We start from the raw sequence: 25838 nt of genomic DNA, 5'->3' as shown, positions 1-25838 counted from the left end.
AGCAAAAAAGTTCTTAAATAGATAGATTTCTACTATTATGGTGGGGAAATACTAAGAAAAAACCAAACTTTTAAGGATTGAAATGGGGGTAAAATACTTTTTTGCAGCAGTTTTGGACTTGTTAAAAGAGCTGAAAAAGAAAAATGTTAAAATAATTAATAGGGAAAACAGTGCCAAATCCAAATAAAGAATTGAATTTTTAAGGAGAAATAGAAATGAAAGAGATTTTAATCAGTGCGTTTAGTTTATTATTTATTATTTTTTTAGGATATCTGTTTAAACGCTTCGGGATTTTTAGTAAAGCCGATGGCAACCGTCTTTCACAGATCATTTTAAATTTAACGCTCCCGGCGGCGATTGTGGTGAACTTAGCGCAACTGAATGTTTCTTTTAACATCACAGCATTAATCGCAATTGCAGTTTTCTTTACGTTAGTTCAATTGCTTTTTTTACGCCTTTTTAAAGGACGACAAAGCCAAAGGGAACTTTCCTTTAGCCTTTACATGGGATCTGGTTTTAACATTGGCAATTTCACTTTACCTTTTGCGCAAAGCTTTATCCCGCAAGCCATTCCCTTGATTTCACTTTTTGATATTGGCAACTCGATAATGTTAGCAGGGGGAACAGGTTTAGTAGTTGAGGCGTTGACTGGAGAAAATTATGTCTTTAATTTAAAAGCATTCCTGCAAAAACTAGGGCGCAGTGTCCCTTTTATGTGTTACCTCGTGCTGCTTTTGTTACGGACAGCCAGTATTGCAATCCCTGAAATGCTGATAACGGTGGTAGCACCTATCGCTAGCGCCAATACTTTTTTATCAATGTTCATGATTGGGCTGTATTTGGAGTTTAAGCTGCCTCACTATGCTTGGTTATTAGTTTTAAAAACACTTCTTTTAAGATATACAATCGGTCTTATTTTAGTTGTAATTGTCTGTTTTACACCAATAAATCACTTAATGAAGTTAGTATTGAGCATTTTAGCAGTTACGCCCATTCCAATTTTTAATGTCATGAATGCCGTATTATCTGGAAGTGATGAAGAAAGTGTGGGCTTTTGTTCTTCGCTTAGTTTTTTAATTAGTTTACCACTTATGACGGCTTTGATTTTTATTTATCGCTAAAATTGAGCGTAAAGATTTCTTTTTGCTAAAAGCTTGCTTACAATAATAAAAAATAGTTATGAAAGAAGTGAAGATATGTTAATCGGTTCTCATGTTTCCTTTAAAGCTAGTCAGGCCTTAGCTTCTTCGGTTGAAGAAGCATTAAGTTATGAAGCGAATACGTTTATGCTTTATACTGGCGCTCCCCAAAATACACGTCGTAGTGAGATGGACCAAGCTAGTATTGCCGCGGGTAAAAAAATGATGGTAGAAAACGAGATGCACGAATTTGTCGTTCATGCACCTTATATCGTCAACTTAGGGAATACAATTAAGCCTCAGAATTTTGGATTTGCCATTGAATTTTTACGTTCAGAAATTATGCGCGCTCAAGAACTTGGTGCCAAACAAATTACCTTACATCCTGGTGCCCACGTTGGCGCAGGGCCACAAGCGGGGATTGGACAAATTGTTAAAGGATTAAATGAAGTTTTAACAAAAGACCAAATTCCTCAAATTGCGTTAGAAACGATGGCAGGAAAAGGCACAGAAATCGGCCGTAGTTTTGAAGAATTAGCAGCAATCATTGACGGCGTCACGCTAAATGATAAACTGTCCGTTACCTTTGACACGTGTCACACTAACGATGCTGGTTATAATGTGAAAGACGATTTCGATGGCGTGTTAGCGGAATTTGACCGCGTGATCGGGTTAGAACGTTTAAAAGTCGTTCATTTAAACGACTCTAAAAATATACGCGGTGCAAAAAAAGACCGGCATGCCAATTTAGGTTTTGGAACAATTGGGTTTAGTGCACTACATTATATTGCCAATCACGAAAAATTAGCAACATTGCCTAAAATCCTTGAAACGCCATATGTTGGAGAAGATAAAAAAAATAAAAAGCCTCCTTATAAATTTGAAATTGCCATGTTGCGTAGCGGTGTTTTTGATCCAGATTTATTAGAAAAAATTATGGCGCAATAAATTTAAATTTCTAAAATATAAAAGTCAAATACCGCCACAACTAATCGTGGGGCGGTATTTGACTTTTTTGTAGATTATAAGGAAAGTATAAAATTTTCAGGTGAATAAAGCACGTAGAAGATATATTCATTTCTAGTTTTTTTGCATTCATCTGATTTTTTTTAATAAAGCAAAATTTTCAAAGCTTCACAAACTAGTTCTTAGTGACTAAAAGCTAGTTTGTGAAGTCTTTTTTAAGAGGAATGTTTGGCTGTCGCCAACTGCGCTTTGCTAAAGAAGCGTTTTATTTCCACGTCTGCTGCAGCAGCGCAGTCAGAAGCGTGAATAACATTTTGCGACTTATTGGTGGCAAAATCGCCACGAATTGTGCCAGGTGCAGCTTCTAAGGCATTAGTCGATCCAATCATTTTACGCACCATTTCAATTGCATTTTCACCTTTTAAAACGATAAAAACAACAGGACCTGATGTCATGTAGTCAATAATATCTTGAAAAAAAGGCTTATCAGCAAGATGAGCATAGTGGGCTTTGGCGGTTTCTTTAGTTAACAAACCGTAGCGCATTGCTTCAATTGTCAGCATGCGTTCTTCAAAGCGACTGATAATACGACCGACTAAATGACGTTTGACGCCATCTGGTTTAATAATAATTAAAGTTTTTTCTTCCATTGCACTCACCTCAAAAAAATTTATAAATTTAGCATAGCATGTTTTTTATAATTTGAAAACGCTTACTTTGTTTTACCTTGCGAAAAGCTCTTTTCATTTGCTTGCTTTTCTAGTAAAATGACACAGTGAGACTATAGAAGAAAGGAGAGATTTTCATGTCAACATCAATCGTAGTACTTATTGCAATTATTGCGGCTTTACTAGGTGCAGTCGGTGGCTTTTTCTTAGCCCGTAAATATATGAAAGACTATTTGGAAAAAAATCCTCCCGTTAACGAGGAAATGTTACGTTCAATGATGATGTCGATGGGCCAAAAACCATCAGAGAAAAAAATTCGTCAAATGATGCAGCAAATGAAAAACCAAGGGAAAAAATAATCTTTTGGTTTTCTGTCGTGACGGGCTGAATTTTTCAGTCCGTCTTTTTTGTGCCCTTATTCAAAGGTACAAAAAAATTTAAACAGAATTTTCAAATTATTCTTGTAATAGTTAAAGATAGCAGGAATTTAAAAGGAGGTACTTATGTCAATTTTTAAAAAGTTAGGTTGGTTTTTTAAACAGGAAAAAAGGCACTACATTATCGGTGTAACATCTTTAATTTTAGTGGCCATTTTTCAATTAATACCCCCAAAAGTAATTGGAATTATTATTGATGAAATTGCTGAAGATAATATTCACTTAAAGATTATTTTAGGTTGGGTTGTAGTATTAGTTTTAGCTGCTGTCGCACAATATATTTTTCGCTATATTTGGCGCACTAATATCTGGGGCAGTGCTGCTCGCTTGGAAAAAGATCTTAGACGCCAGCTTTTTGATCATTTTACGAAGATGGATCAAATCTTTTATCAGAAACACCGTACAGGAGATCTAATGGCCCATGCAACCAATGATTTAAACGCCATTCAAAATGTTGCTGGCGCAGGAATATTAACCTTTGCTGACTCATTTATCACCGGTGGAATAACTATTATTGCCATGATTTTATTTATCGATTGGCGGCTAACGCTGATTGCATTATTACCATTACCTTTGTTAGCAGTGACCTCACGTGTACTAGGCACAAAACTCCATGATGCTTTTCGGGATGCACAGGAGGCTTTTTCAAATATTAATGATAAGGCACAAGAAAGCATTACCGGGATGAAGGTTTTAAAAACTTTTGGTCAAGAGCAAGAAGATATTGCTGATTTTTCAAGGAAGATTGATGATGCAATCATCAAAAATAAACGAGTCAATTTTTTAGACGCCTTATTTGATCCTTTTATCACATTAATTATTGGGCTTTCTTATGTTGTAACAATTATCATAGGCGGGAATTTTATTTTGAATGATACGATTACAATTGGACAATTGGTATCATTTATAAGCTATATCGGGATGTTAGTTTGGCCGATGTTTGCGATTGGTCGACTCTTTAATGTTTTAGAAAGAGGCAACGCCAGTTACGATCGGGTAGCGGAGTTATTAAGCAACAAGACACATATTATTGAAAAAGAAAATGCAATTCATGAGGCGCCAAAAGGAACTTTGGAATTTTCAATTCGCAATTTTTATTATCCCGATAGCAAAGAAGAAACACTAAAGAATTTGCAGTTTGTCGTAAATGAAGGTGAAACATTAGGCATTGTAGGGAAAACCGGTAGTGGCAAGACCACGATTATGAAATTATTACTGCGAGAATTTGATGATTACGCAGGCCAAATTACATTTGGTAGCCGTAATATTAAAGACTACACCTTAGATGCTTTGCTGGGCTCGTTAGGCTACGTTCCACAAGATCATTTTTTGTTTTCGACTACGATTCGCGACAATATCCGTTTTATCGACCCAACCCTGCCACAAAGTGAAGTCGAGCAGGCAGCGCAATTGGCCGACATTGCCACGGATATTGAAGAAATGCCAGCAGGTTATGATACCTTAGTAGGAGAACGAGGTGTTTCGTTGTCCGGTGGGCAAAAACAACGATTATCCATCGCGCGTGCGTTAATTGCCAAACCAGAAATTTTAATTTTAGATGATGCACTTTCTGCGGTTGATGCGAAAACAGAAGAAGCGATTTTAAGCAACTTAAAAGCCGCACGGCAAAATAAAACGACCATTATTGCTGCCCATCGTTTGAGTAGTGTTATGCATGCTAAAGAAATCATCGTAATTGAAGAAGGGCAAATAATAGAACGGGGAACGCATCAAGAATTACTAGCTTTAGGTGGTTGGTATGCTAAGATGTGGGCCAAACAGCAACTTGAAGCCAAGATTACTAGGGGGGATATTTAATGGAAGAATCTGCATGGTCCAAATCACTTTCATTTAAAGAGCAAAAACAAATTGTAAAACGAATGTTTAAATTTGCGAAGCCTTTTGCTAAAACATTTATTGTAGCGATCGTTTTTGCCTTGGCCTTAGCAGTTGTCAATATTTTACTACCACGTATTATTCAAACCTATATGGATGATTACTTAACCACTAAAACTGCTACACAAAAAATTATTTATTTTTTTGCTGCTCTGTATTTTTTTGGTGTCCTGTTAAAAGCGATAATTTGGTTTTTCCAATGGTTTTTATACTCCATGGCATCACTGAAAACATTTCAGTATATCCGTGTAAAACTTTTTGAAAAATTGCATACGCTAGGAATGCGCTATTTTGATCAAACACCAGCTGGTTCTATCGTTTCTCGGGTGACCAATGATACGGAGACATTGTTTGAATTTTGGTATGTTTTTTTGATGGTGCTTACCGGTATTTTTGCGATAATTTCATCTTTTGTGGCGATGTTTTCAATCAATCGAAAAATTGCTTTGATTAATTTAATCTTTTTACCAATTTTAGTAATCGTCATTTGGTATTATCAAAAATTCAGTTCAAAAATTTATCGACAAATGCGGGAAAAATTAAGTCAATTAAATACCAAGCTAAATGAATCTATTTCAGGAATGCAAATTATCCAACAATTTCGTCAAGAAGCGCGACTGAAAAGTGAATTTGAAACAATCAATGATGACTATTTAAAAACACGCTTTGCCATGATTAAAACAAATTCACTGCTTTTAGCACCAATTATTAATTTGTTATATGCTTTAGCAATTGCGTTATCTTTATCTTTATTTGGCTTTGATGCTCTTGATTCTCCAGTGGAGGTGGGGATGATATACGCTTTTACCACGTATGTGCAGGGATTTTTTAACCCTATGACGCAAATGATGGACTTTTTGAGTGTTTTCACCGACGGAATTGTAGCGGCTAGCCGTATTTTGAAGATCATGGACACAACAGAAGCAACGCCAGCTCAAAACCCTAAGGCCAATGCTAAAATTGGCGCTGGGAAAATTGAATTTCGTCATGTTAGCTTTTCTTATGATGGTAAGCATGATGTGTTAAAAGATATTTCCTTTGTTGCTAATCCCGGTCAAACAATTGCACTCGTAGGGCATACTGGTAGTGGGAAAAGTTCGATCATTAATGTTCTCATGCGTTTTTATGAATTTCACGCGGGGGAAGTTTTGATCGATGATAAAAATATTAAAGACTACCCTATGAGTGAACTACGAGAAAAAATGGGTCTAGTTTTACAAGACGCCTTCATGTTTTATGGCGATATTGCCACAAATATTCGTTTGTTAAATACAAATATCAGTGACGCTGAAATTAAAGCAGCGGCAGAATTTGTCCAAGCAGATAAATTCATTAATCAACTGCCAGGAAACTATCACGCTAAAGTAATTGAAAGAGGAGCGAGTTATTCGAGTGGCCAGCGCCAACTTTTATCTTTTGCCCGGACGATGGTTACAAATCCTAAAATCTTAGTATTGGACGAGGCAACTGCAAACATTGATACTGAGACAGAAAGTTTGATTCAAGCTAGTTTGGCCAAAATGCGTAAAGGTAGAACGACCATTGCCATTGCGCACCGCCTCTCTACGATTAAAGATGCTGATTTAATTTTAGTATTAGACAAAGGTGAAATTGTTGAAACTGGAAATCATGCTACCTTGTTGGCAGAAGATGGATTATATGCTGCAATGTATAAATTGCAAAGTAGTGAAGTTTAATTAAAAATAAAATGGCAGGATTTCCGGTGATAAAGAAATTCCTGCCATTTTCTATTTTTTTGAATTAAAATGAATAAAATTTGCAATAGCCATTGACAGCGCTTTCTAACGTCTGTTACAATAACTTTAAATTAAATAGACCAAACAAATGGATAGTGATTGTTTAAATACAAGCTAAACCTAATGAGATGACGCCTTTATTTTGTGCGCGCTCATTAGGTTTTTTGTTTGTCCATTTTTTGAAGGGAGGAATAAAAATAGAATTAAGAAACAAAAAAGTTTATGTAAGCGTTGACAAAGATAACGCTTATTAGTATCATCAAATTATAATCTAAATGAGTCAAAGATTAATTTTAGATTAGTTAAAGCGTGACGTGGAGGCCGACACTGATGCAAATCAAAAAAATCTTAAATAACAACGTAATTATTACGACTGACAAGCGAAATAACGAGCTTGTCGTGATGGGAAAGGGGATAGCATTTCAAAAAAAGATTGGCGATGAAGTAGTTGAAGGACAAGTGGATAAAACTTATCGACTGTCTAATACAGATTTAAATGCCAAGTTACAAGAACTATTAGAAGATGTACCAATTGGTTATTTAGAACTGGCAACAGAAATAATTGATTGTGGTAAAGAAAAATTGAATGCACCATTAAATGATTCCATTTATATCTCTTTAACAGATCACTTGCATACTGCTGTCGAGCGGGTAAAAAAGAAAATACGAGTACCCAATTTATTACTTTGGGATATCAAACGCTTTTTTACGGCAGAATATAGCATTGGTAAAGATGCTGTGGCGATGATTCAAAAACGTTTTAAAGTTGATTTGGGCGTTGATGAGGCTGGATTTATTGCCTTACATCTCGTGAATGCCCAAACTGAAATTGATAATGATAATGTTTATGAAATGACCGAATTGATGCAAGAAATTATTCGGATTGTCAGCTATTATTTTAAAGTTCAATTTGATGAAGAATCTGTTTATTATTATCGTTTCACTACCCATTTACGTTTTTTTGCATCCCGAATTATGAACCATCGTCAAAATGAAGGTGAAACAGACGAAGAGTTGCTTTTGATTATTCAAAAAAAATATCACAACGCCTATAACTGTGTAGAAAAAGTTAATGAATACGTTACAAAAAAATATAACTACCTCATGTCAAATGATGAGAAATTATATTTGACCATTCACGTGGCACGACTAGTACAAAAATTGGGTCAAGATGAAGGTGGCACAGCCACCAAAAAATAAAAATAACTGGAGGAATTAGTGTGGGTAAATATCACGATTTAGCCGAAAAAATTGTTGAAAATGTAGGCGGAAAAGAAAATATCAATAGTTTGACACATTGTATTACGCGGTTGCGCTTCAAGTTAAAAGATGAAGGCAAAGCAAACGATGATATCCTAAAAAATATGGACGGCGTCGTAACTGTAATGAAAAGTGGCGGTCAATATCAAGTTGTAATCGGAAATCATGTTCCAGATGTCTATGCAGACGTTTTAGAAGTAGCGGGAATTTCAGGTGAGACAGAAGAAGCAAGCGGTGACGGCAATATCTTTAACCGCTTAATTGATATCTTAAGTGGTTGTTTCCAACCATTCTTAGGCGCATTAGCTGCAGCCGGTATGATTAAAGGGCTAAATGCATTACTAGTTTTCTTAGGAACGTTAGGTTGGTTTACCTACACGGCGCAATCTGGCACTTATATGATGCTAAATGCAATTGGGGATTCGATTTTTTACTTTATGCCAGTTATCTTAGGTTATACAGCTTCAAAAAAATTCAATTTAAATCCAATGATCGGGATTACAATTGGTGCGGCGTTAGTTTATCCAACGATTCAAGGATCTGCATTACAAGCCTTGGTCGAAGAAGGCGCTGCTGCTCCTTATAGTATCTTTGGTTTGCCAGCATTTACTACTTTCTTAGGTATTCCTTGGGTAGGGGCAAATTATACAAGTAGTGTTGTACCGGTAATTTTCATCATCGCCTTTGCTGCACAAGTACAAAAATTGATGAAACGTGTCATTCCTTCTGTTGTTCAAACATTCTTAGTACCATTTTTTGTACTATTAATTTCATTGCCAGTTGGCTTTTTAGTTATTGGCCCAATCATTAGCATGCTAACTGATTTATTAAGTGCTGGTTTCCAAGCGTTAATGACATTCTCACCAGCTTTATATGGTGCAATTTTAGGTTTCTTCTGGCAAGTGTTGGTAATCTTTGGATTACACTGGTCAGTTGTACCATTGGCAATTATGCAAGTAACACAAGAAGGTTTCTCACAAGTGTTAACAGGTTCATTTGCTGCTAGCTTCTCACAAACAGCAGTTGTCTTAGCAATGTTCTTCAAACTTCGCGACAAAAAATTAAAAGCACTATGTCCACCAGCAATCATCTCAGGTATTTTTGGGGTAACAGAACCAGCTATTTACGGGATTACATTACCGAAAAAGACGCCGTTTATTTTCTCTATGATTGGTGGGGCAATCGGCGGGTTGATTTTAATGTTAAATGATGTCACTTCTTACACAATGGGTGGTTTAGGAATCTTTGGTTTCTTTAACTTCATTACCCCAGAAGGTAATGCGTCTACTGTTATCCCAGCAGTAATTGCAGTCTTAGTAGCCTGCGGTGTCAGCTTCTCACTAACTTTCTTCTTCTGGAAAGATGAAACAGTCGAAGTTGAAGAAGGACAAGCCGCAATGGAAGTTAGAAAAGAAATTGTTACAGCGCCAATTAACGGTGCCATCATGCCACTAAGCACATCAAAAGATGAAGCATTTGCTCAAGGTATTTTAGGTAAAGGTGTATTGATCCAACCAGAAAGTGGTGAAGTTGTCGCACCATTTGACGGTACAGTAATGACACTGTTTCCGACAAAACATGCAATTGGCTTGGTTTCTGATAATGGTTTAGAATTATTAATTCACATTGGAATTGACACTGTACAACTAGACGGTAAATTCTTCACACCCCATGTTAAACAAGGGGATAAGGTAAAACGCGGTCAAAAATTAATGAGCTTTGATATTAAAGCAATCCAAGCTGCAGGTTACAGTGTTGAAACACCAGTCATCGTAACCAATTCAGCAGACTATTTGGATATTTTAGAAAGTGATAAACCAAATGTTGCCAGTGGTAGTGATGAATTAATCACAGCTTTAGCATAAGAAAATAAGACGAGCTGACTATTTCGTCAGCTCGCCTTTTTCACCTGAAACTTATTTGAGTCATTAGTTTGGGGTAAAGGAATCGTGGATTTGAACCGGAACTTGATTTTTTTCGGACATAATGGTGGAACTAATCTTACGATGATCAATTTGTTGCCCGATTTTAATTAGATGTTCTAATTCTTGCTGGTAATTTTCAGCAAAAACAACACTGTATAAGACATCGAGTAAATACGTGATCGATAGATTAGTTGTGAAATTACCAATCTTTGAATAGAGGCGTTCTCTTGTTGTCATTTGTAAGGTGCAAGTTGCTATTTCCATTAAAGAATTATCGCCAATACTGGTAATTGCAATAAAAGGTACTTCTTGTGCAGCTAAAATTTTAGCAGTCTGTAAGATAGTGCTATTTTCGCCAGTATAAGAAATTAAGATTGCCGTATCATTTTTTGTTAAATTATAGGCCTCATAAGCCGTTTCCCCTTGGATTTGACTGGTAGTAACGATTTTTCCAATGCGATTCATTTTCACAGCAAAGTCTTGCGCGATTAATGTATTGGCGTTGTTACCAAAAATTCTTGTGATACGCGCCTTTAGTAAAAGATCTTTTGCCATTTTTAAGGTGTCGTGTTGTATTAAAGATAATGTATCGCTAATGGTCGTTTGTTCTAATTGAGCCAATTTACTGGCGATGCGCAATAAACCGTCATTTGGCGTGAAAGGAAGATTAGCATCGACTGTTTGAAAGTGATGGGTTAAATAGTCTTGCTCTTTTAAAAACGCATTTTTAAATTCGACCCAACCCTTAAAATCCAGTTTTTTGGCAATGCGAATTAAGGTGGAAGGATGAACAAAAGTCGCTTCTGCCACTTCTTTAATGGTTAAGTTCAAACTTTGGGGCCGCTTTAAAATGAAGGCGACAACATTTTGTTCAGCATCAGAAAAACTTGTTTGGCGAATTTTTTCTTGAATCAGCATAAATAACCTCTTTTAACTTTATTTACAATTATTATATCGTATTTGTAAATTTTATTTACAAAAAATAAAATGAATTTTCTTTAATTTGTAAACGTTTTAGCAATTCGTTGTTATTCTATTGTTTTTAGACTAAAACTCATCAATAATTAAATTATCAAGTAAACAAAGGAGCTGTCGGTATGAAAAAAGGCGTAAAAATTGCGACAATTGGTGGCGGAAGTAGTTATACACCAGAATTAATGGAAGGATTTATTAAACGGTATGATGAACTACCAATTTCTGAAATTTGGTTAGTGGATATCGAAGCCGGAAAAGAAAAATTAGAAATTGTAGGGGCGATGGCACAACGAATGTGGGATGCTTCACCATATGATGTGAAAATCCATTTAACCTTAGATCGCAAAGAGGCATTAAAAGATGCAGACTTTGTTACAACGCAATTTCGTGTCGGTCTATTAGATGCTCGTGTTAAAGATGAGCGCATTCCAGCGTATTACGGTATGTTAGGGCAAGAAACAAATGGCGCTGGTGGTATGTTCAAAGCTTTTCGGACAGTTCCGGTTATTTTAGATATCGTTGAAGACATGAAACGCCTGTGTCCAAATGCTTGGTTAGTCAATTTTGCAAATCCAAGTGGCATGGTAACTGAAGCAGTCGTGCGCTATGGCAAATGGGATAAAGTAATTGGTCTTTGTAATGTACCCGTAATGGCAACCATGCTTGAACCAGGTTTGATTGGCAAGCAAACGGATGAATTAATTTACAAATTTGCCGGTTTAAATCACTTCCACTGGCATAAAGTTGCCGCTAATAATGGTCAGGATGTAACGATGGAACTGATTGATAAAATGTATGAAGAAGATAATGGTTTACCAAAAAATATTTATGACATTCCTTTTGAACGGGATTTATTAGAGCAAATGAAAATGATTCCTTGTGCGTATCATCGTTATTATTATCAAGAAGAAGAGATGTTAGAACATGCGTTAGAGGAATATCGCACAATCGGAACGAGAGCACAGCAGGTGAAACGCACGGAACATGAATTATTTGAACTTTACAAAGATGAAAACTTAGATCATAAACCAGAACAATTGCAACAACGTGGTGGTGCTTATTATTCTGATGCTGCTTGTGAAACAATTGCCTCGATTTATGCGAATAAAGAAACACAAATTGTCGTGTCAACTAAAAATAATGGTGCTGTACCGGATTTACCAGCAGATTGCGTTGTTGAAGTAACTGCTTACGTAGGGGCACAAGGAGCTCGGAATGTAGCCTTTGGTGAATTGCCAACTGCAGAAAAAGGCTGGTTACAAGTAATGAAAGCAATGGAATTATTGACTATTGAAGCTGCGGTAACAGGAGATTACGGGACAGCGTTACAAGCTTTCACATTAAATCCATTAGTGACTTCAGGAAAAACAGCGAAACGCGTGATGGATGAGTTATTCATTGCCCACAAAGAGTATTTACCAAATTTCAAAGAAACAATTGAACGTTTGGAAAAAGAAGGCGTTGAAGTGCAAGATGAAGTTGTTCGATCGTTAGATTTAGTAAACGTATAAAGCGATAAATAGATATTTTCTAAGAAAATAGTGTAATGAACTTGGCATAATAATGACTTGAATTTGAGAAATTAAGAAAAATTGGAGGCTTTACAATGGGATTTAGAAAAGACTTTTTATGGGGCGGCGCAACAGCAGCCAATCAATGTGAAGGCGGTTATAACGAAGGTGGGCGTGGTTTAGCCAACGTAGATGTGGTGCCAATTGGACCAGATCGCTTTCCCGTTATTACCGGCGAAATGAAAATGTTTGATTTTGATGAGGAGCATTTTTATCCGGCCAAAGAAGCAATTGACATGTATCACCGTTGGCAAGATGATATTGCGTTATTTGCGGAAATGGGCTTTAAAACATATCGCTTATCCATTGCCTGGAGTCGTATTTTTCCAAATGGTGATGAAAAAGAACCTAATGAAGAAGGTTTGAAATTTTACGAAGATATTTTTAAAGAGTGCAAAAAATATGGGATTGAGCCTTTAGTTACAATTACTCATTTTGATTGTCCCATGCATTTGATTAAAGAATACGGTGCTTGGCGTAGTCGCAAGCTCGTTGATTTTTACGAAAATTTATGTCGTGTGATTTTTAATCGCTATAAAGGCTTAGTAAAATATTGGTTGACTTTTAATGAAATTAATATGATTTTACACGCACCGTTTATGGGGGCGGGTCTTTACTTTGAACCAGGAGAAAACAAAGAACAAGTGAAGTATCAAGCGGCGCACCACGAATTAATCGCTTCTGCTATTGCTACCAAGATCGCCCATGAAGTGGATCCTGAAAATAAAGTAGGCTGTATGTTAGCCGCTGGAGCCTACTACCCTTATTCATGTAAACCAGAAGATGTTTTTGCATCTCGAAATGACGATCGCGAAAACTACTTCTTTATTGATGTTCAGTCTCGCGGTGAATATCCTGCGTATGCGCTAAAAGATCTAGAACGCAAAGGTATTGAACTGAAAATGGAAGATGGCGATTTGGAGTTATTAAAAGAAAATACTGTCGACTTTATTTCATTTTCTTACTACTCCTCACGCGTTGCAACAACTGACCCAGAATTATTGGAACAAACAGCTGGCAATATCTTTGCTTCAGTTAAAAATCCATATTTGAAAGCTAGCGAATGGGGTTGGCAAATTGATCCACTAGGTTTACGGATTACATTAAATGATATTTATGATCGCTATCAAAAACCATTATTCATCGTAGAAAATGGCTTAGGAGCAGTGGATACTCCAGATTCAGATGGTTATGTTGTGGACGATTACCGAATTGAGTATTTAGCTGCTCATATCGCGGCTATGAAAGATGCTGTGGAATTAGACGGTGTTGACTTGTTAGGTTACACCACTTGGGGTTGTATCGATTTGGTTTCTGCTGGAACCGGTGAAATGAAAAAACGTTACGGCTTTATCTATGTTGATCGGGATAATGAAGGCAATGGCACTTTAGCTCGGACTAAGAAAAAATCATTTGACTGGTATAAACAAGTGATTGCGACAAATGGCGAAGATTTAAGTGCAGAATAAACAAGCAAATTTTGCTACTACTTTTACAAAATAAATGAAAAGCCAGCTCACTTGGGCTGGCTTTAAAAAAGTTGCAGGAGGAAAATATATGGCATTTAGTAAAGATTTTTTGTGGGGTGGCGCAACGGCAGCCAATCAATATGAAGGCGGCTATTTATCTGGTGGAAAGGGCCTGGCGACTTTAGATGCTATCACAGGTGGCAGTAAAGATAATCCCCGTATGATTACCTTTAAAACAGAAGATGGAAAAATTCATGAGGTAACAAGAGAAGAAGGTCTACCAAAAGGCGCGACAGGGTATATTGACCCAGATAAATACTATCCTAGCCACGTTGCAACTGACTTTTATCATCATTATAAAGAAGATATTGCCTTATTTGCAGAGATGGGTTTTAAGTGTTTCCGACTATCATTGTCTTGGGCGCGTATTTGTCCGAAAGGAACTGATGAAATCAATGAAGAAGGTTTAGCTTTTTATGATGCAGTTTTTGATGAGTTATTAAAATATGGTATTGAACCGGTTGTCACCATTAATCATTTTGATATTCCAATGTATTTAGCGGATAAATTGGATGGCTGGAATAATCGTAAAACAGTTGATTACTTTGTCTTCTTTTGTGAAACAGTCTTTAAACGATACAAAGATAAAGTGAAATATTGGATGACCTTTAATGAAATTAACTTTTTGAGAAGTTGGACCCAAATTGGTATTCATCAAAATGACAATCAGCATCGCTATCAAGCTATTCATCATTTGTTTGTAGCTAGTGCTAAGGCAGTAATATTGGGTCACAAAATTAATCCAGCTTTTAAAATCGGCATGATGGTGGCTTATATTCCAAGCTATCCGATGACAAGTAATCCTGAAGATGTGATGGCAGCTTTAGAATTTAATCGTGGTCAAGAATTTTTCATTGATGTTCAAGTGAAGGGGACTTATCCTGCTCACAAATTAAAATGGTTTGAGCGGGAAAATATCACCATTAAAAAAGAGGCTGGTGATGATGAGCTGATTAAAGAAGGTACCGTGGACTATATTGGCTTTAGTTACTACATGTCAACGGCCTCTTCTGCTAATCCAGAAAATGTGAAATATGTTGGCGATAACCAGCAGCCAGCAGTGAAAAATCCTTATTTAGCTGAATCTGAATGGGGCTGGGCAGTTGATCCATTAGGACTTAGAATTTCTTTATGTAACTTGTATGATCGTTATCAAGTACCATTATTTATTGTTGAAAATGGTTTTGGTGCAGTAGATGTTGTGAAAGAAGATGGTAGTATTGAAGATGATTACCGCATCGACTACTTCAAGAAACATATTGCCGCTATGAAAGATGCTGTGGAATTAGACGGGGTTGATTTAATGGGGTACACGCCTTGGGGCTGTATTGATTTGGTTTCAGCCGGAACTGGTGAGATGAAAAAACGCTATGGCTTCATTTATGTCGATTTAGATGATCACGGTAAAGGGTCACTGGCGCGTTCTCGCAAAAAATCTTTCCATTGGTATAAAGAAGTAATTGCTTCAAATGGAGAAAAACTAGCTTAATTAATCATGTGATATAAGCACTTTTTTGTAATCATCAGATTATAAAAGGTGTTTTATATCACATTTTTTTATTGGGAGGAATGCGTGCTACAAGCTTGTTAAAAAAAAGTCGCCAAATGTGAAAAAAATTGCGAGCTAGGGATTTAAATTGTAAGAAAAAAGTAATATAGTTTTAGGTAATATGATTTTTCTTATAAGCAGATTATTAGACAGCTAAGTTTATTTCAACTAGAGTTAGCTTACTAATAGAAAGTAAGTGGAGGTAAAAAATAATGTATGATGTAATCGTAATCGGCGCCGGCCCCGCCGGTATGACAGCGGCTTTATATGCGTCTCGGTCGAATTTATCCGTTTTAATGATTGAAAGAGGTGCTCCGGGGGGGCAAATGAATAACACTGCCGAAATTGAGAATTATCCAGGCTTTGATTCCATTATGGGACCAGAACTTTCTATGAAAATGTATCAAAATGTTGAGAAATTTGGAACTAAAAATGAATACGGCATTGTACAAGATGTGGTAGATCATGGTAGTTATAAAGAAGTTATCACCGAAGAAAATAGTTACAAAGGCAAAAGTGTCATTATTGCAACTGGCTGTGTTCACCGTAAATTAGGTGCCCCTGGTGAAGAAGAGTATGCTGGTCGTGGGGTTTCTTATTGTGCAGTTTGTGATGGAGCCTTTTTCAGGAATAAAAAACTAATTGTTGTAGGCGGCGGCGATTCTGCTGTAGAAGAAGCAATTTATCTGACACAATTTGCAAGTGAAGTTGTCATTGTTCATCGCCGGGATGAATTACGGGCACAAAAAATTATCCAAGATCGCGCTTTTGCAAATGAAAAAATTAGTTTTATCTGGGACTCGGTAGTAGAAGAGATAACAGGTAACGACATGGTAGTAACCGGGGTTAATATTCGCAATGTTAAAACAGATGAAGTTTATGAAACAACAGCAGATGGTGTCTTTATCTATGTTGGTTTAGAACCTCTATCAGCACCTTTTACTAAATTGGATATTTTAGATGAGGCTGGGTGGTTATTGACAGACAGCTTTATGAAGACTGCTATTCCAGGTATTTTTGCAATTGGCGATGGCCGGGCAAAAGATTTACGTCAAATTACCACCGCTGTTGGTGAAGGTGGTATTGCAGGACAACAGGTCTTTCAATATTTAGAAAACTTAAAGGATAGCCAAAGTGTTGGTCAATAAAAATTTTTAAAGTCGATGCTAAAATAATTTGAAAATCCAGCTGAGATGAATGCAAGCGATAAGGCAATCATTTCTCTGGATTTTTTTGTGATCTTTAAAAACAATTATTAAAAAAAGACAGCTACATTATTGACTCAGCTTTTTCTAATTTTTATCAACAAAAGCACTTTTTTATCAGTACGTGTTTTGTTTGGATAAATTGCCAATATTTTAAAAACATTGTTATGAAAGATTGTTGGCGTTATCAAGGTGAAATGATATACTTAAAAAGTAATTAGAAAAATTGAAAGAGGTGTTATTTCATGTCTTGGGAACAAGTCTATGAACAATGGGTAAACGATGGAAATTTAGAAGAAAATTTAAAGCAACAATTAGCTGATCTAAAAGAAGATCCTGAGAAACTAGAAGACGCGTTTTACGCACCTCTGGAATTTGGTACTGCTGGTATGCGAGGAATTTTAGGCCCGGGTATTAATCGTATGAATATCTATACTATCCGACAAGCCACAGAAGGTTTAGCTCGCTTTATGGATGAACAAGATGACAACACAAGAAGACGCGGTGTAGCCATTGCCTATGATTCTCGCCATATGTCGCCAGAATTTGCAATGGAAGCGGCCAAAACATTAGCAAAACACGATATTCCTTCCTACGTTTTTGAAAGTCTTCGTCCAACGCCAGAATTATCTTTTGCGGTGCGTTACTTAAAAGCTTTTACCGGTATTATGATCACAGCTTCTCATAATCCTGCTGCATACAATGGTTATAAAGTCTACGGACAAGACGGTGGTCAAATGCCACCTGCTGATGCAGATGCTTTAACAACGTTTGTGCGCTCAATTGATAATCCATTAGAAATTCAAGTTTTATCTGATGAAGAAGTAGAGCACAGTGGCTTAATTAATATTATTGGTGAAGAAATCGATACCGCATATCTAAAAGAAATTAAAACAGTCACTATTAATCAAGATTTAATTGATGAAATGGGCAAAGACTTAAAATTAGTCTATACGCCACTACACGGAACTGGCAAAATGTTGGGAGAAAAAGCTCTAAAACAAGCTGGCTTTGAAAAATTTGCTTTAGTGCCAGAACAAGCGGTCGCCGATCCTGACTTTTCTACCGTAAAATCACCAAATCCAGAAGAACATTCTGCTTTTGAATACGCAATTGCTTTAGGTAAAAAAGAAGATGCCGATCTTTTGATTGCCACAGATCCGGATGCTGATCGCCTTGGAGCAGCAGTACGCTTACCAAATGGTGAATATCAAGTCTTAACAGGTAATCAAATTGGTGCACTCTTTACGGAATATATTTTAGCCGCTCATAAACAAGCAGGGACACTCCCAAGCAATGCTGCTGTCTTAAAATCAATCGTTTCAAGCGAATTGCCAACTGCTATTGCAGCTAAATACGATGTTGCCATGCTCAATGTTTTAACTGGCTTTAAGTTTATTGCCGAAAAAATTAAACAATTTGAAACAGATCATAGCCAAACTTTTATGTTTGGGTTTGAAGAAAGCTACGGCTATTTAGTTAAACCTTTTGTTAGAGATAAAGACGCGATTCAAGCTTTAGTTTTATTGGCTGAGGTTGCAGCTTACTACAAAAAGCAAGACAAGACATTATTTGATGGTTTACAAGATATTTTTGAAACCTATGGCTATTATGCTGAAAAAACTATTTCTGTAACCTTAAGTGGTTTAGAAGGACCAGCTAAAATTAAAGCGATTATGAGTAAATTCCGCACTCAAGCGCCAAGTGAAATTGGTGGCGTAAAAGTCGTGCAGACAGAAGACTTCAAAGCGCGAACAATTATGGGTCTAGATGGCAATGAAGCAAAAATGACAACTCCTGCTTCTGATGTGTTGAAATACGTCTTAGAAGATGAAAGCTGGATTGCCGTCCGTCCGTCTGGTACAGAACCAAAAATCAAGTTCTATATTGGTGTAAAAGGTGAGAATCAAAAAGATGCGATCGAAAAAATTGCTGTCCTTGAAAAAGCAATTAACGAAATAACTGCGGATTAAGAAATAAAAGAGGTGTCTACATGGAGCAAGAAACAGAAATTCTGCAAGTTAGTCGTCTTTTTAAAGTTTTAGCAGATAAAACACGACTTAAAATTTTACTAGCGTTAAAAAAAGGTGAATTGAATGTGACAACTATCGGTGAAGTAGTTGAAATGGAACAGTCAGCTGTCTCCCACCAGTTAAAACTTTTACGAGATAATCGTGTAGTAAAGTCTCGCCGAGAAGGCAAAACTGTTTTATATAGTTTAGATGATCATCACGTATTGGATATATTAGAACAGACCTTTGAACATATTCATCATAGCTAATTATTAATGAAAGACTTTTTGCACAAAATTCATTATGTTTCTTGTCTTTACTGAAAAAAACTAGGACTTTCATTTACGAAAGTCCTAGTTTTTTTGCATCATTTTTGGTATGCTTAAAGAAATTTCTTTGAAAACAACGAATGTATTCTAATTCATTTGAATGACAACTTTTAGGAGGTAGTATGGAAAAGCGATTGAAAATTGGTCTATTAGGTTTAGGTGTGGTCGGCTCCGGAGTAGCAAAAGTGATAGCCCAAAATAGCACGAAAATCTTGTCTGCTACCGGTATTAAACTAGAAGTTGCGAAAGCTTTGGTACGAATCGGAGAAGATAAAAAAACTATTGCAGCTGAACATGGTTTTTCTTTAGTCCATGACATTAAAGACATCACCGATGATCCTGAAATTGATATTGTAGTAGAAGTCATGGGAAAAATTGAGCCAGCGAAATCTTTTATTCTAGCAGCTCTTAATAGCGGCAAGCATGTTGTTTCAGCAAATAAAGATTTGATTGCCCAACATGGCAATGAATTAGTTGCAACAGCCCAAGAAAATGGCTGTTACTTCTATTATGAAGCGAGTGTTGCCGGGGGAATTCCAATTTTACGAACACTCGTAAATAGCTTTTTAGCAGATGAAATCACTGAAGTTTTTGGTATTGTAAATGGGACAACCAACTATATGCTGACGCAAATGCTAGAAAATAATCTTTCTTATGAAGTTTCCTTACAACAAGCCCAAAAACTTGGCTTTGCAGAATCAGACCCAACCAATGATGTTGACGGAATTGATGCTGCTTATAAAGCCGTAATTTTAACCAGATTTGCATTTCATCAGGATTTAGGTATGAAGGATTTTGCTGTTACCGGGATTCGTGGAATGGATTTAGCAGATTTGAAATTGGCCCAACAGTTAGGCTATGAAGTTAAATTAATCGCGCAAACAAAAAACTCTGCTAATGGTGTTTATGCTGATGTCGCACCCAAATTAGTACCAAAGCGTCATCCTCTAGCAAGTATTTACAACGAATTAAATGGTGTCTTTATTAAAAGTTATGGTATCGGAAAGAGTATGTTTTACGGTCCAGGTGCCGGATCAATTCCAACAGCAACAAGTGTCGTAAATGATTTGGCTGTTATTGCCCAGCGCACGGCAGAAAAACTACCGGTAGCGCCTTTTACAGATTACAAAGCACAGGTAAACTTGCAAAATAAAGAAGATGTAACGGGTCGTTTTTATTTAGCTTTAAAAGCGGATACCAAGCAACAGCAAACTCAAATTGCGACAATTTTTTCTGAAATAAACTTGGCTGTTGAACTAGTAGAACAAAAGCAAACCGATGATTTTCGTTTTGTTTATTTAACGCAAAATATATCGTTAGAAAAACGTGATGAGGTAGTAACAGCACTAGCTGACGTTGATGTAAAAGTAACGCAGATGATGGAAATATTGGAGGGATAAAGATGTACGAAGGCTTATTAAAAACTTTTAAAGAGTATTTACCTGTAACAGAAAAAACACCAATGATTTCACTAGCAGAGGGAAATACACCACTTATTCCTTTAAATAGCTTGTCAAAAGAGTTGAAAATTAACTTGTATGGCAAATATGAAGGCTTGAATCCGACTGGCTCATTTAAAGACCGCGGAATGGTAATGGCTGTAGCCAAAGCTGTTGAAGATGGGGCGAAAGCAATTATTTGTGCCTCAACAGGTAATACTAGTGCGGCAGCGGCAGCGTATGCAACTAGAGCAGGTATCAAAGCTTACGTGGTTATCCCAGATGGTAAAATTGCAATGGGAAAGCTAGCTCAGGCAATTATTTATGGTGCTGATATTATTTCGATTCCAGGTAATTTTGATGAAGCTTTAAAAGCAGTCCGTGAAATTGCGGAAACAGAGGCGGTAGCATTGGTAAATTCTGTGAATCCGTATCGTTTAGAAGGACAAAAAACAGCTGCCTTTGAAGTGTGTCAACAATTAGAAAAAGCTCCCGATGTTTTAGCAATTCCTGTTGGGAACGCGGGAAATATTTCAGCTTACTGGAAAGGTTTTAAAGAATGGCATGACGTAAAAGGAACAACTTTGCCACGTATGCACGGTTTTGAAGCAGAAGGTGCAGCAGCGATTGTAAAAGGGGCAGTGATTGCGCAACCTGAAACAATTGCAACGGCAATTCGGATTGGTAATCCTGCAAGCTGGAAGTTAGCTGAAGCAGCCAGAGACGAGTCAAAAGGCTATATTGATTCTGTAACAGATGCAGAAATTTTGAATGCATATAAAAAAGTTGCAGCCCAAGATGGTGTTTTTGTGGAACCTGGTTCAGCAGCGTCTTTAGCCGGGGTAATTCAACATGTTAAAGCAGGCAAAATTAAAGCAGGCGAAACAGTCGTTTGCGTCTTTACCGGCAACGGATTAAAAGATCCTGATACGGCAATTAATGAAACTACAGTGGACATTCATAAAATGAGTGATTTAGAAGAGATGCGTAATCACTTACGTCAAGGAGTGGCAAAACTATGAGAATCCGCGTACCGGCCACTAGTGCCAACTTAGGTCCCGGTTTTGATTCTTGTGGAGTAGCGGTGAGCTGTTATTTGTTTGTGGAAGTTGTAAAGCCAGCTATAACGTGGCAAGTAGAGCATAGCTATGGCGATTTCATTTCATCTGATGCGAGCAATTTAATTGTTCAAACAGCTTTAAAGACAGCGCCAAATCTTTTACCCCATCATATTAAAGTGACGTCTGATATTCCGTTGACACGAGGATTGGGAAGTAGTTCTTCTGCAATTGTAGCCGGAATTGAATTGGCCAATCGTTTAGGAAATTTGGAATTAAGTGAAAGTGATAAAATCAAATTAGCTACTGAGATGGAAGGGCATCCAGATAATGTTGCGCCAGCAATTTGTGGTGATTTAGTTGTTGCAAGTTATCATAATGACAAAACGTACTATCTGAAACATTATTTTCCTGACTGTGATTTAATTGCTTTTATACCTAACACGGAACTGGCAACTAGTGAAAGTCGTGATGTTTTACCTACACAACTGTCTTATAGCCAAGCAGTAACTGCTAGTAGCATTGCCAATGTTATGGTGGCAGCTTTAATGGCAGGAAATTTAGCAGTGGCGGGAAAAATGATGGAACAAGATCAATTTCACGAACAATATCGTAGTCTTTTCGTGCCACATTTAGCGAAAATTCGAGAAATTAGTCATGCTCAAGGTGGCTTTGGCTGTTATTTAAGTGGAGCTGGTCCAACTGTTATTATTTTGGCACCAAAAAATAAAACAGCCCAAATAATACCACAACTAAAAATACTTGATAAAAAAGCGACCATTGAAATTTTCCAAGTTGATCGTGAAGGTGTTCAAGTTTTTTAAAAGACGGAAAAGACTTTTAAAAGTCATTAATCAAATTAACCAGGACTCGCCTCAGTTGGCGAGTTTTTTGTAAATCAGATTAGTTCAATTATTCACAACTTGACAAAAAAAGGAGGCAGAAAAAATGAAATTTGAAACAAAATGTTTACATGCAGGTTATACGCCACAAAACGGTGAGCCGCGGGTCATGCCGATTGTGCAAAGTACAACGTATACTTATGACTCAACTGAAAGCATTGGCAAACTTTTTGATTTGGAAGAAGCGGGATACTTTTATACACGTTTGGCTAATCCTACCACCAATGCAGTAGAAGAAAAAATTGCCAATCTTGAAGGTGGTGTGGGGGCTTTGTGTACGTCTTCAGGACAAGCAGCAACCTTTTTGGCTCTTTTGAATATTCTTACTGCAGGGGATCATTTTATTTCTGCTGCTGCTATTTATGGTGGAACCTTTAATTTGTTTGCCCATACGTTAAAGAAAATGGGAATTGAAGTTACTTTTGTTGATCAGAATGCTTCGCTAGCTGAATTACAAAAAGCGATTAAAACAAATACCAAAGCAGTTTTTGCTGAAACAATTGCAAATCCAGCAATGAAAGTATTGGATATTGAAAAATTTGCGACTTTAGCTCATCAAAATGAAGTGCCGTTTTTAATTGATAATACTTTTGCCACACCATACTTTTGTCGACCAATTGAATTTGGCGCAGACGTTGTAATTCACAGTACCACAAAATATCTCGATGGACATGCTGTACAAACCGGTGGCGTGATTGTCGATAGTGGGAAATTTAATTGGGCTAACGGGAAGTTTCCGCAACTTGCTACACCAGATGAAACATACCATGGTATTATCTATACGGAAACTTTTGGAGTCGCTGCTTATATTACCAAAGCCCGTGTGCAATTGATGCGGGATTTGGGTGCGACGCCTTCGCCTCAAAACTCATTTTTATTAAATCTTGGCATTGAAACATTACCGGTGCGGATGGATCGGCATTTTGAAAATGCGATGAAGGTAGCCGAATTTTTAGCATCAGAAAAAAGCGTTACACAGATTACTTATCCAGGATTAAAGACAGATACTAATTATCAATTAATGCAAAAATATCTACCTAATGGTTTATGTGGTGTGATTTCCTTTGAGATTGGGAAGAATCGCAAAAGAGCTGCTCAATGGTTGGATGCTTTAAAATTGGTTTCTTTGGAGGTGCATGTGGCCGATATTCGTACGTGTGCGTTGCATCCTGCAAGTGCTACTCATCGCCAATTAACAAGTCAAGAGTTGCAACAAGCCGGCATTTCACCGGGTTTAATTCGTCTTTCTTGTGGCTTAGAAAATGCAGAGGATATCATTAAAGATTTAAAACAAGCATTTAGACAACTGGAGGGATAAGCATGCCAATTCGCTTACCAGATAGTTTTCCTGCCAAAGCCATTTTGGCTGCAGGGGATATTTTTGCCATTGATGACAAAAGAGCTAGGACACAAGACATCAGACCACTGGAAATTTTAATCGTTAATTTAATGCCGGATAAAATTACTACTGAAACGCAATTGTTGCGTTTAATTAGTCAAAGTCCTTTGCAAATCAATGTTGAGTTTTTACAAATGAATACTCATGCCCATAAAAATGTCGCAAAAAGCCATTTAGACCAATTTTATTTAAGTTTTAATGAGATTAAAGAACGCTTTTATGATGGCCTAATTATCACCGGAGCGCCGGTGGAAGAGCTTGATTTTGAAGAAGTTGATTATTGGCAGGAATTATGTTTTGTAATGGAGTGGAGTAAGCAAAATGTGACGTCGGTCATTCATATTTGCTGGGGAGCACAGGCGGGGCTTTTTTACCATTACGGGGTGAAAAAAGTGATGTATCAAGAAAAACTATTTGGTAATTTTTGCCAGTACACAATAGCAAATCGACGGCTTTTTCGTGGTTTTGACGATTATTTTTGGGGACCGCAATCTCGTTATACAGGGATTAATTGTGAAGATTTAACACAGGCACCAGTTGCAGTAGTTGCCAAAAGTAAGGAAATTGGGCCAACGATTTTGTTGAGTGATGATGAACATGATATCTTTTTATTAGGTCATTATGAATATGATACAGACACATTGCATCAGGAATTTTTACGGGATCAAAAAAGAGGGCTAAATCCCAAAGTACCTGAAAATTACTATCCTACTAATGATTACACTAAAAAACCGGTTAATAATTGGCGGGGGCATAGTCAGCTGCTGTGTCACAATTGGTTAAATGATGTTTATCAAATAACCCCTTATAATTTAGCTGATATCCCAAAGGAAAATCAGCGGCGTAAAAAAAATACTAAAAAATAAGCGATACCTAAGAAAAAAGCAAGGAGTACAGCAGGCTGTTGCCGCCAGTAATCCTTGCTTTTTTCTGGGTATTTTTCTTACTCTTCTTCCATTGTATAATAACTGTGGTCTTCTAAGTCTAAGGCATTCATAATCATTGAAGCTGTTTCTTCGATTGATAAGGAGGCCACGTTAATCACGACACAACCCAATTTTTCGTATAAGTCATTTGCAAATTCTAATTCAGCCCGAATTTTATCAATATCCGAGTAGGCCGTATCTGGATTCAAACCATAAGCAATCATTCGTTCTTTTCGAATCCCATTTAAAACGTTGGGATCATTCGTGAGACCAACGATTTTTTTCTTATCCACTTCCCAGAGCTGTTTGGGAATATGAGCTTGGGGCACAAGGGGCAAGTTGGCAACTTTTAAGTTTTTATTGGCTAAAAATAAGCTTAAAGGCGTTTTTGAAGTCCGCGAGACGCCTAACAGCACCACATCTGCCTCTAAAAAACCACGAGGATCTTTACCATCATCGTATTTAACGGCAAATTCCATTGCTTCAATGCGTTTGAAATAGTTTTTATTTAAGTGGTGCAGTGCACCTGGTTCACGTGTTGGAGCTACACCAGTTCGTTTTTCAATTTCCAAAACGGGGGCTGATAAAACGTCAAAGCCAAATAAATTACTTTCTTGGCAAAAATCACGAATTAATTGGACTAAATCTTCATTAATCATCGTGTATAAAATCAAGGCGTTGAGTTTTTTTGCTTCTTTTAAGGCTTTTAATAGTGTCTTTTTGTCGCTCATAAAAGTCTTGCGAAATAAATTAAACTCTACGGTGGGGTATTGGGCCATGGTGGCTTGCGCCAATTTTGTAGCCGTTTCTCCGGCAGAATCGGAAATGACAAAAATTGTTAAGATTTCTTCAGCAGCTTTACTCATCTTTTTCCCTCACTTGTAATTTGTTGTAGT

21 protein-coding genes are annotated in these 25838 nt (G+C 37.0%); 18 read left to right on the top strand and 3 right to left on the bottom strand.

All coding sequences use genetic code 11. The features are described from left to right. Positions 1-215 precede the first annotated feature (215 nt). Together JZO76_RS05255 and JZO76_RS05250 are read left to right on the top strand one after the other, a co-directional pair. Positions 216-1121, top strand: coding sequence for an AEC family transporter (locus tag JZO76_RS05255; RefSeq protein ID WP_206903133.1), 906 nt, complete (start codon positions 216-218; stop codon positions 1119-1121). 75 nt (positions 1122-1196) lie between these two features. Beyond that, complete coding sequence (locus tag JZO76_RS05250; RefSeq protein ID WP_206903167.1) at positions 1197-2087, top strand: deoxyribonuclease IV; 891 nt, start codon at positions 1197-1199, stop codon at positions 2085-2087. Positions 2088-2320: 233 nt separating this feature from the next. Here JZO76_RS05250 and ndk read toward each other — a convergent pair whose 3' ends face one another. Continuing rightward, the gene (ndk, locus tag JZO76_RS05245) at positions 2321-2755 is read right to left on the bottom strand and encodes a nucleoside-diphosphate kinase (protein WP_206903132.1); all 435 of its coding nucleotides are present in this window, start codon (positions 2753-2755) and stop codon (positions 2321-2323) included. Positions 2756-2910: 155 nt separating this feature from the next. On the opposite strand from ndk, the gene JZO76_RS05240 reads away from it, so the two are divergent. From JZO76_RS05240 to JZO76_RS05220, 5 genes are all read left to right on the top strand, one after another. Beyond that, entirely contained in the window at positions 2911-3132 is a 222-nt protein-coding gene (locus JZO76_RS05240) for a YneF family protein (protein ID WP_071863680.1), read from the top strand. Positions 3133-3276: 144 nt separating this feature from the next. Next, entirely contained in the window at positions 3277-5028 is a 1752-nt protein-coding gene (locus JZO76_RS05235) for an ABC transporter ATP-binding protein (RefSeq protein WP_206903131.1), read from the top strand. Next, positions 5028-6803 carry an ABC transporter ATP-binding protein gene (locus JZO76_RS05230; RefSeq protein ID WP_206903130.1) on the top strand — a complete coding sequence of 592 codons (1776 nt, stop codon included), beginning with the start codon at positions 5028-5030 and terminating at the stop codon, positions 6801-6803. The genes JZO76_RS05235 and JZO76_RS05230 overlap by 1 nt, the downstream gene beginning before the upstream one ends. 390 nt (positions 6804-7193) lie before the next feature. After that, entirely contained in the window at positions 7194-8063 is an 870-nt protein-coding gene (gene licT, locus JZO76_RS05225; protein ID WP_206903129.1) for a BglG family transcription antiterminator LicT, read from the top strand. 20 nt (positions 8064-8083) lie between these two features. Next, positions 8084-9988 carry a beta-glucoside-specific PTS transporter subunit IIABC gene (locus tag JZO76_RS05220; protein ID WP_206903128.1) on the top strand — a complete coding sequence of 635 codons (1905 nt, stop codon included), beginning with the start codon at positions 8084-8086 and terminating at the stop codon, positions 9986-9988. Between the two features lie 63 nt (positions 9989-10051). On the opposite strand, the gene JZO76_RS05215 is transcribed toward JZO76_RS05220, so the two are convergent. Further along, positions 10052-10966: a MurR/RpiR family transcriptional regulator gene (locus tag JZO76_RS05215; protein ID WP_206903127.1), complete on the bottom strand. Its 915-nt coding sequence runs from the start codon at positions 10964-10966 to the stop codon at positions 10052-10054. A 179-nt stretch (positions 10967-11145) separates the two neighbouring features. On the opposite strand from JZO76_RS05215, the gene JZO76_RS05210 reads away from it, so the two are divergent. The 11 genes from JZO76_RS05210 to JZO76_RS05160 all read left to right on the top strand — a co-directional run bounded on the left by JZO76_RS05210 (position 11146) and on the right by JZO76_RS05160 (position 24882). Next, a complete protein-coding gene (locus tag JZO76_RS05210; protein WP_206903126.1) occupies positions 11146-12534 on the top strand; it encodes a 6-phospho-beta-glucosidase in 1389 nt (462 codons plus the stop codon). Between the two features lie 95 nt (positions 12535-12629). Beyond that, positions 12630-14063 (top strand): 6-phospho-beta-glucosidase, encoded by a 1434-nt coding sequence (locus tag JZO76_RS05205; RefSeq protein ID WP_206903125.1) that lies wholly within the window; start codon positions 12630-12632, stop codon positions 14061-14063. A gap of 88 nt (positions 14064-14151) precedes the next feature. Next, positions 14152-15612 carry a glycoside hydrolase family 1 protein gene (locus tag JZO76_RS05200; RefSeq protein ID WP_206903124.1) on the top strand — a complete coding sequence of 487 codons (1461 nt, stop codon included), beginning with the start codon at positions 14152-14154 and terminating at the stop codon, positions 15610-15612. 272 nt (positions 15613-15884) lie between these two features. Further along, complete coding sequence (gene trxB / locus JZO76_RS05195) at positions 15885-16820, top strand: thioredoxin-disulfide reductase (RefSeq protein ID WP_206903123.1); 936 nt, start codon at positions 15885-15887, stop codon at positions 16818-16820. A 302-nt stretch (positions 16821-17122) separates the two neighbouring features. After that, the gene (locus tag JZO76_RS05190; protein WP_206903122.1) at positions 17123-18850 is read left to right on the top strand and encodes a phospho-sugar mutase; all 1728 of its coding nucleotides are present in this window, start codon (positions 17123-17125) and stop codon (positions 18848-18850) included. Positions 18851-18870: 20 nt separating this feature from the next. Then, positions 18871-19158, top strand: a complete 288-nt coding sequence (locus JZO76_RS05185; protein WP_206903121.1) for an ArsR/SmtB family transcription factor — start codon at positions 18871-18873, stop codon at positions 19156-19158. A 182-nt stretch (positions 19159-19340) separates the two neighbouring features. After that, positions 19341-20618: a homoserine dehydrogenase gene (locus JZO76_RS05180; protein ID WP_206903120.1), complete on the top strand. Its 1278-nt coding sequence runs from the start codon at positions 19341-19343 to the stop codon at positions 20616-20618. Positions 20619-20620: 2 nt separating this feature from the next. Beyond that, positions 20621-21679, top strand: a complete 1059-nt coding sequence (gene thrC / locus JZO76_RS05175; RefSeq protein ID WP_206903119.1) for a threonine synthase — start codon at positions 20621-20623, stop codon at positions 21677-21679. Then, positions 21676-22539 (top strand): homoserine kinase, encoded by an 864-nt coding sequence (gene thrB / locus JZO76_RS05170; protein WP_206903118.1) that lies wholly within the window; start codon positions 21676-21678, stop codon positions 22537-22539. The genes thrC and thrB overlap by 4 nt, the downstream gene beginning before the upstream one ends. A 124-nt stretch (positions 22540-22663) precedes the next feature. Further along, the gene (locus JZO76_RS05165; protein WP_206903117.1) at positions 22664-23935 is read left to right on the top strand and encodes an O-acetylhomoserine aminocarboxypropyltransferase/cysteine synthase family protein; all 1272 of its coding nucleotides are present in this window, start codon (positions 22664-22666) and stop codon (positions 23933-23935) included. 2 nt (positions 23936-23937) lie between these two features. Continuing rightward, positions 23938-24882 carry a homoserine O-succinyltransferase gene (locus tag JZO76_RS05160; protein WP_206903116.1) on the top strand — a complete coding sequence of 315 codons (945 nt, stop codon included), beginning with the start codon at positions 23938-23940 and terminating at the stop codon, positions 24880-24882. 77 nt (positions 24883-24959) lie between these two features. Here JZO76_RS05160 and JZO76_RS05155 read toward each other — a convergent pair whose 3' ends face one another. Beyond that, positions 24960-25808 (bottom strand): pyruvate, water dikinase regulatory protein, encoded by an 849-nt coding sequence (locus tag JZO76_RS05155; RefSeq protein WP_206903115.1) that lies wholly within the window; start codon positions 25806-25808, stop codon positions 24960-24962. Positions 25809-25838: the final 30 nt, after the last annotated feature.

The sequence above is a fragment of the Candidatus Enterococcus myersii genome, assembly GCF_017316025.1.
In the GTDB taxonomy this organism is placed as follows: Bacteria; Bacillota; Bacilli; order Lactobacillales; family Enterococcaceae; genus Enterococcus_C; species Enterococcus_C montenegrensis.
Note: the sequence above shows the minus strand (reverse complement) of the source record. Positions and strands in the feature narration are given on the sequence as shown.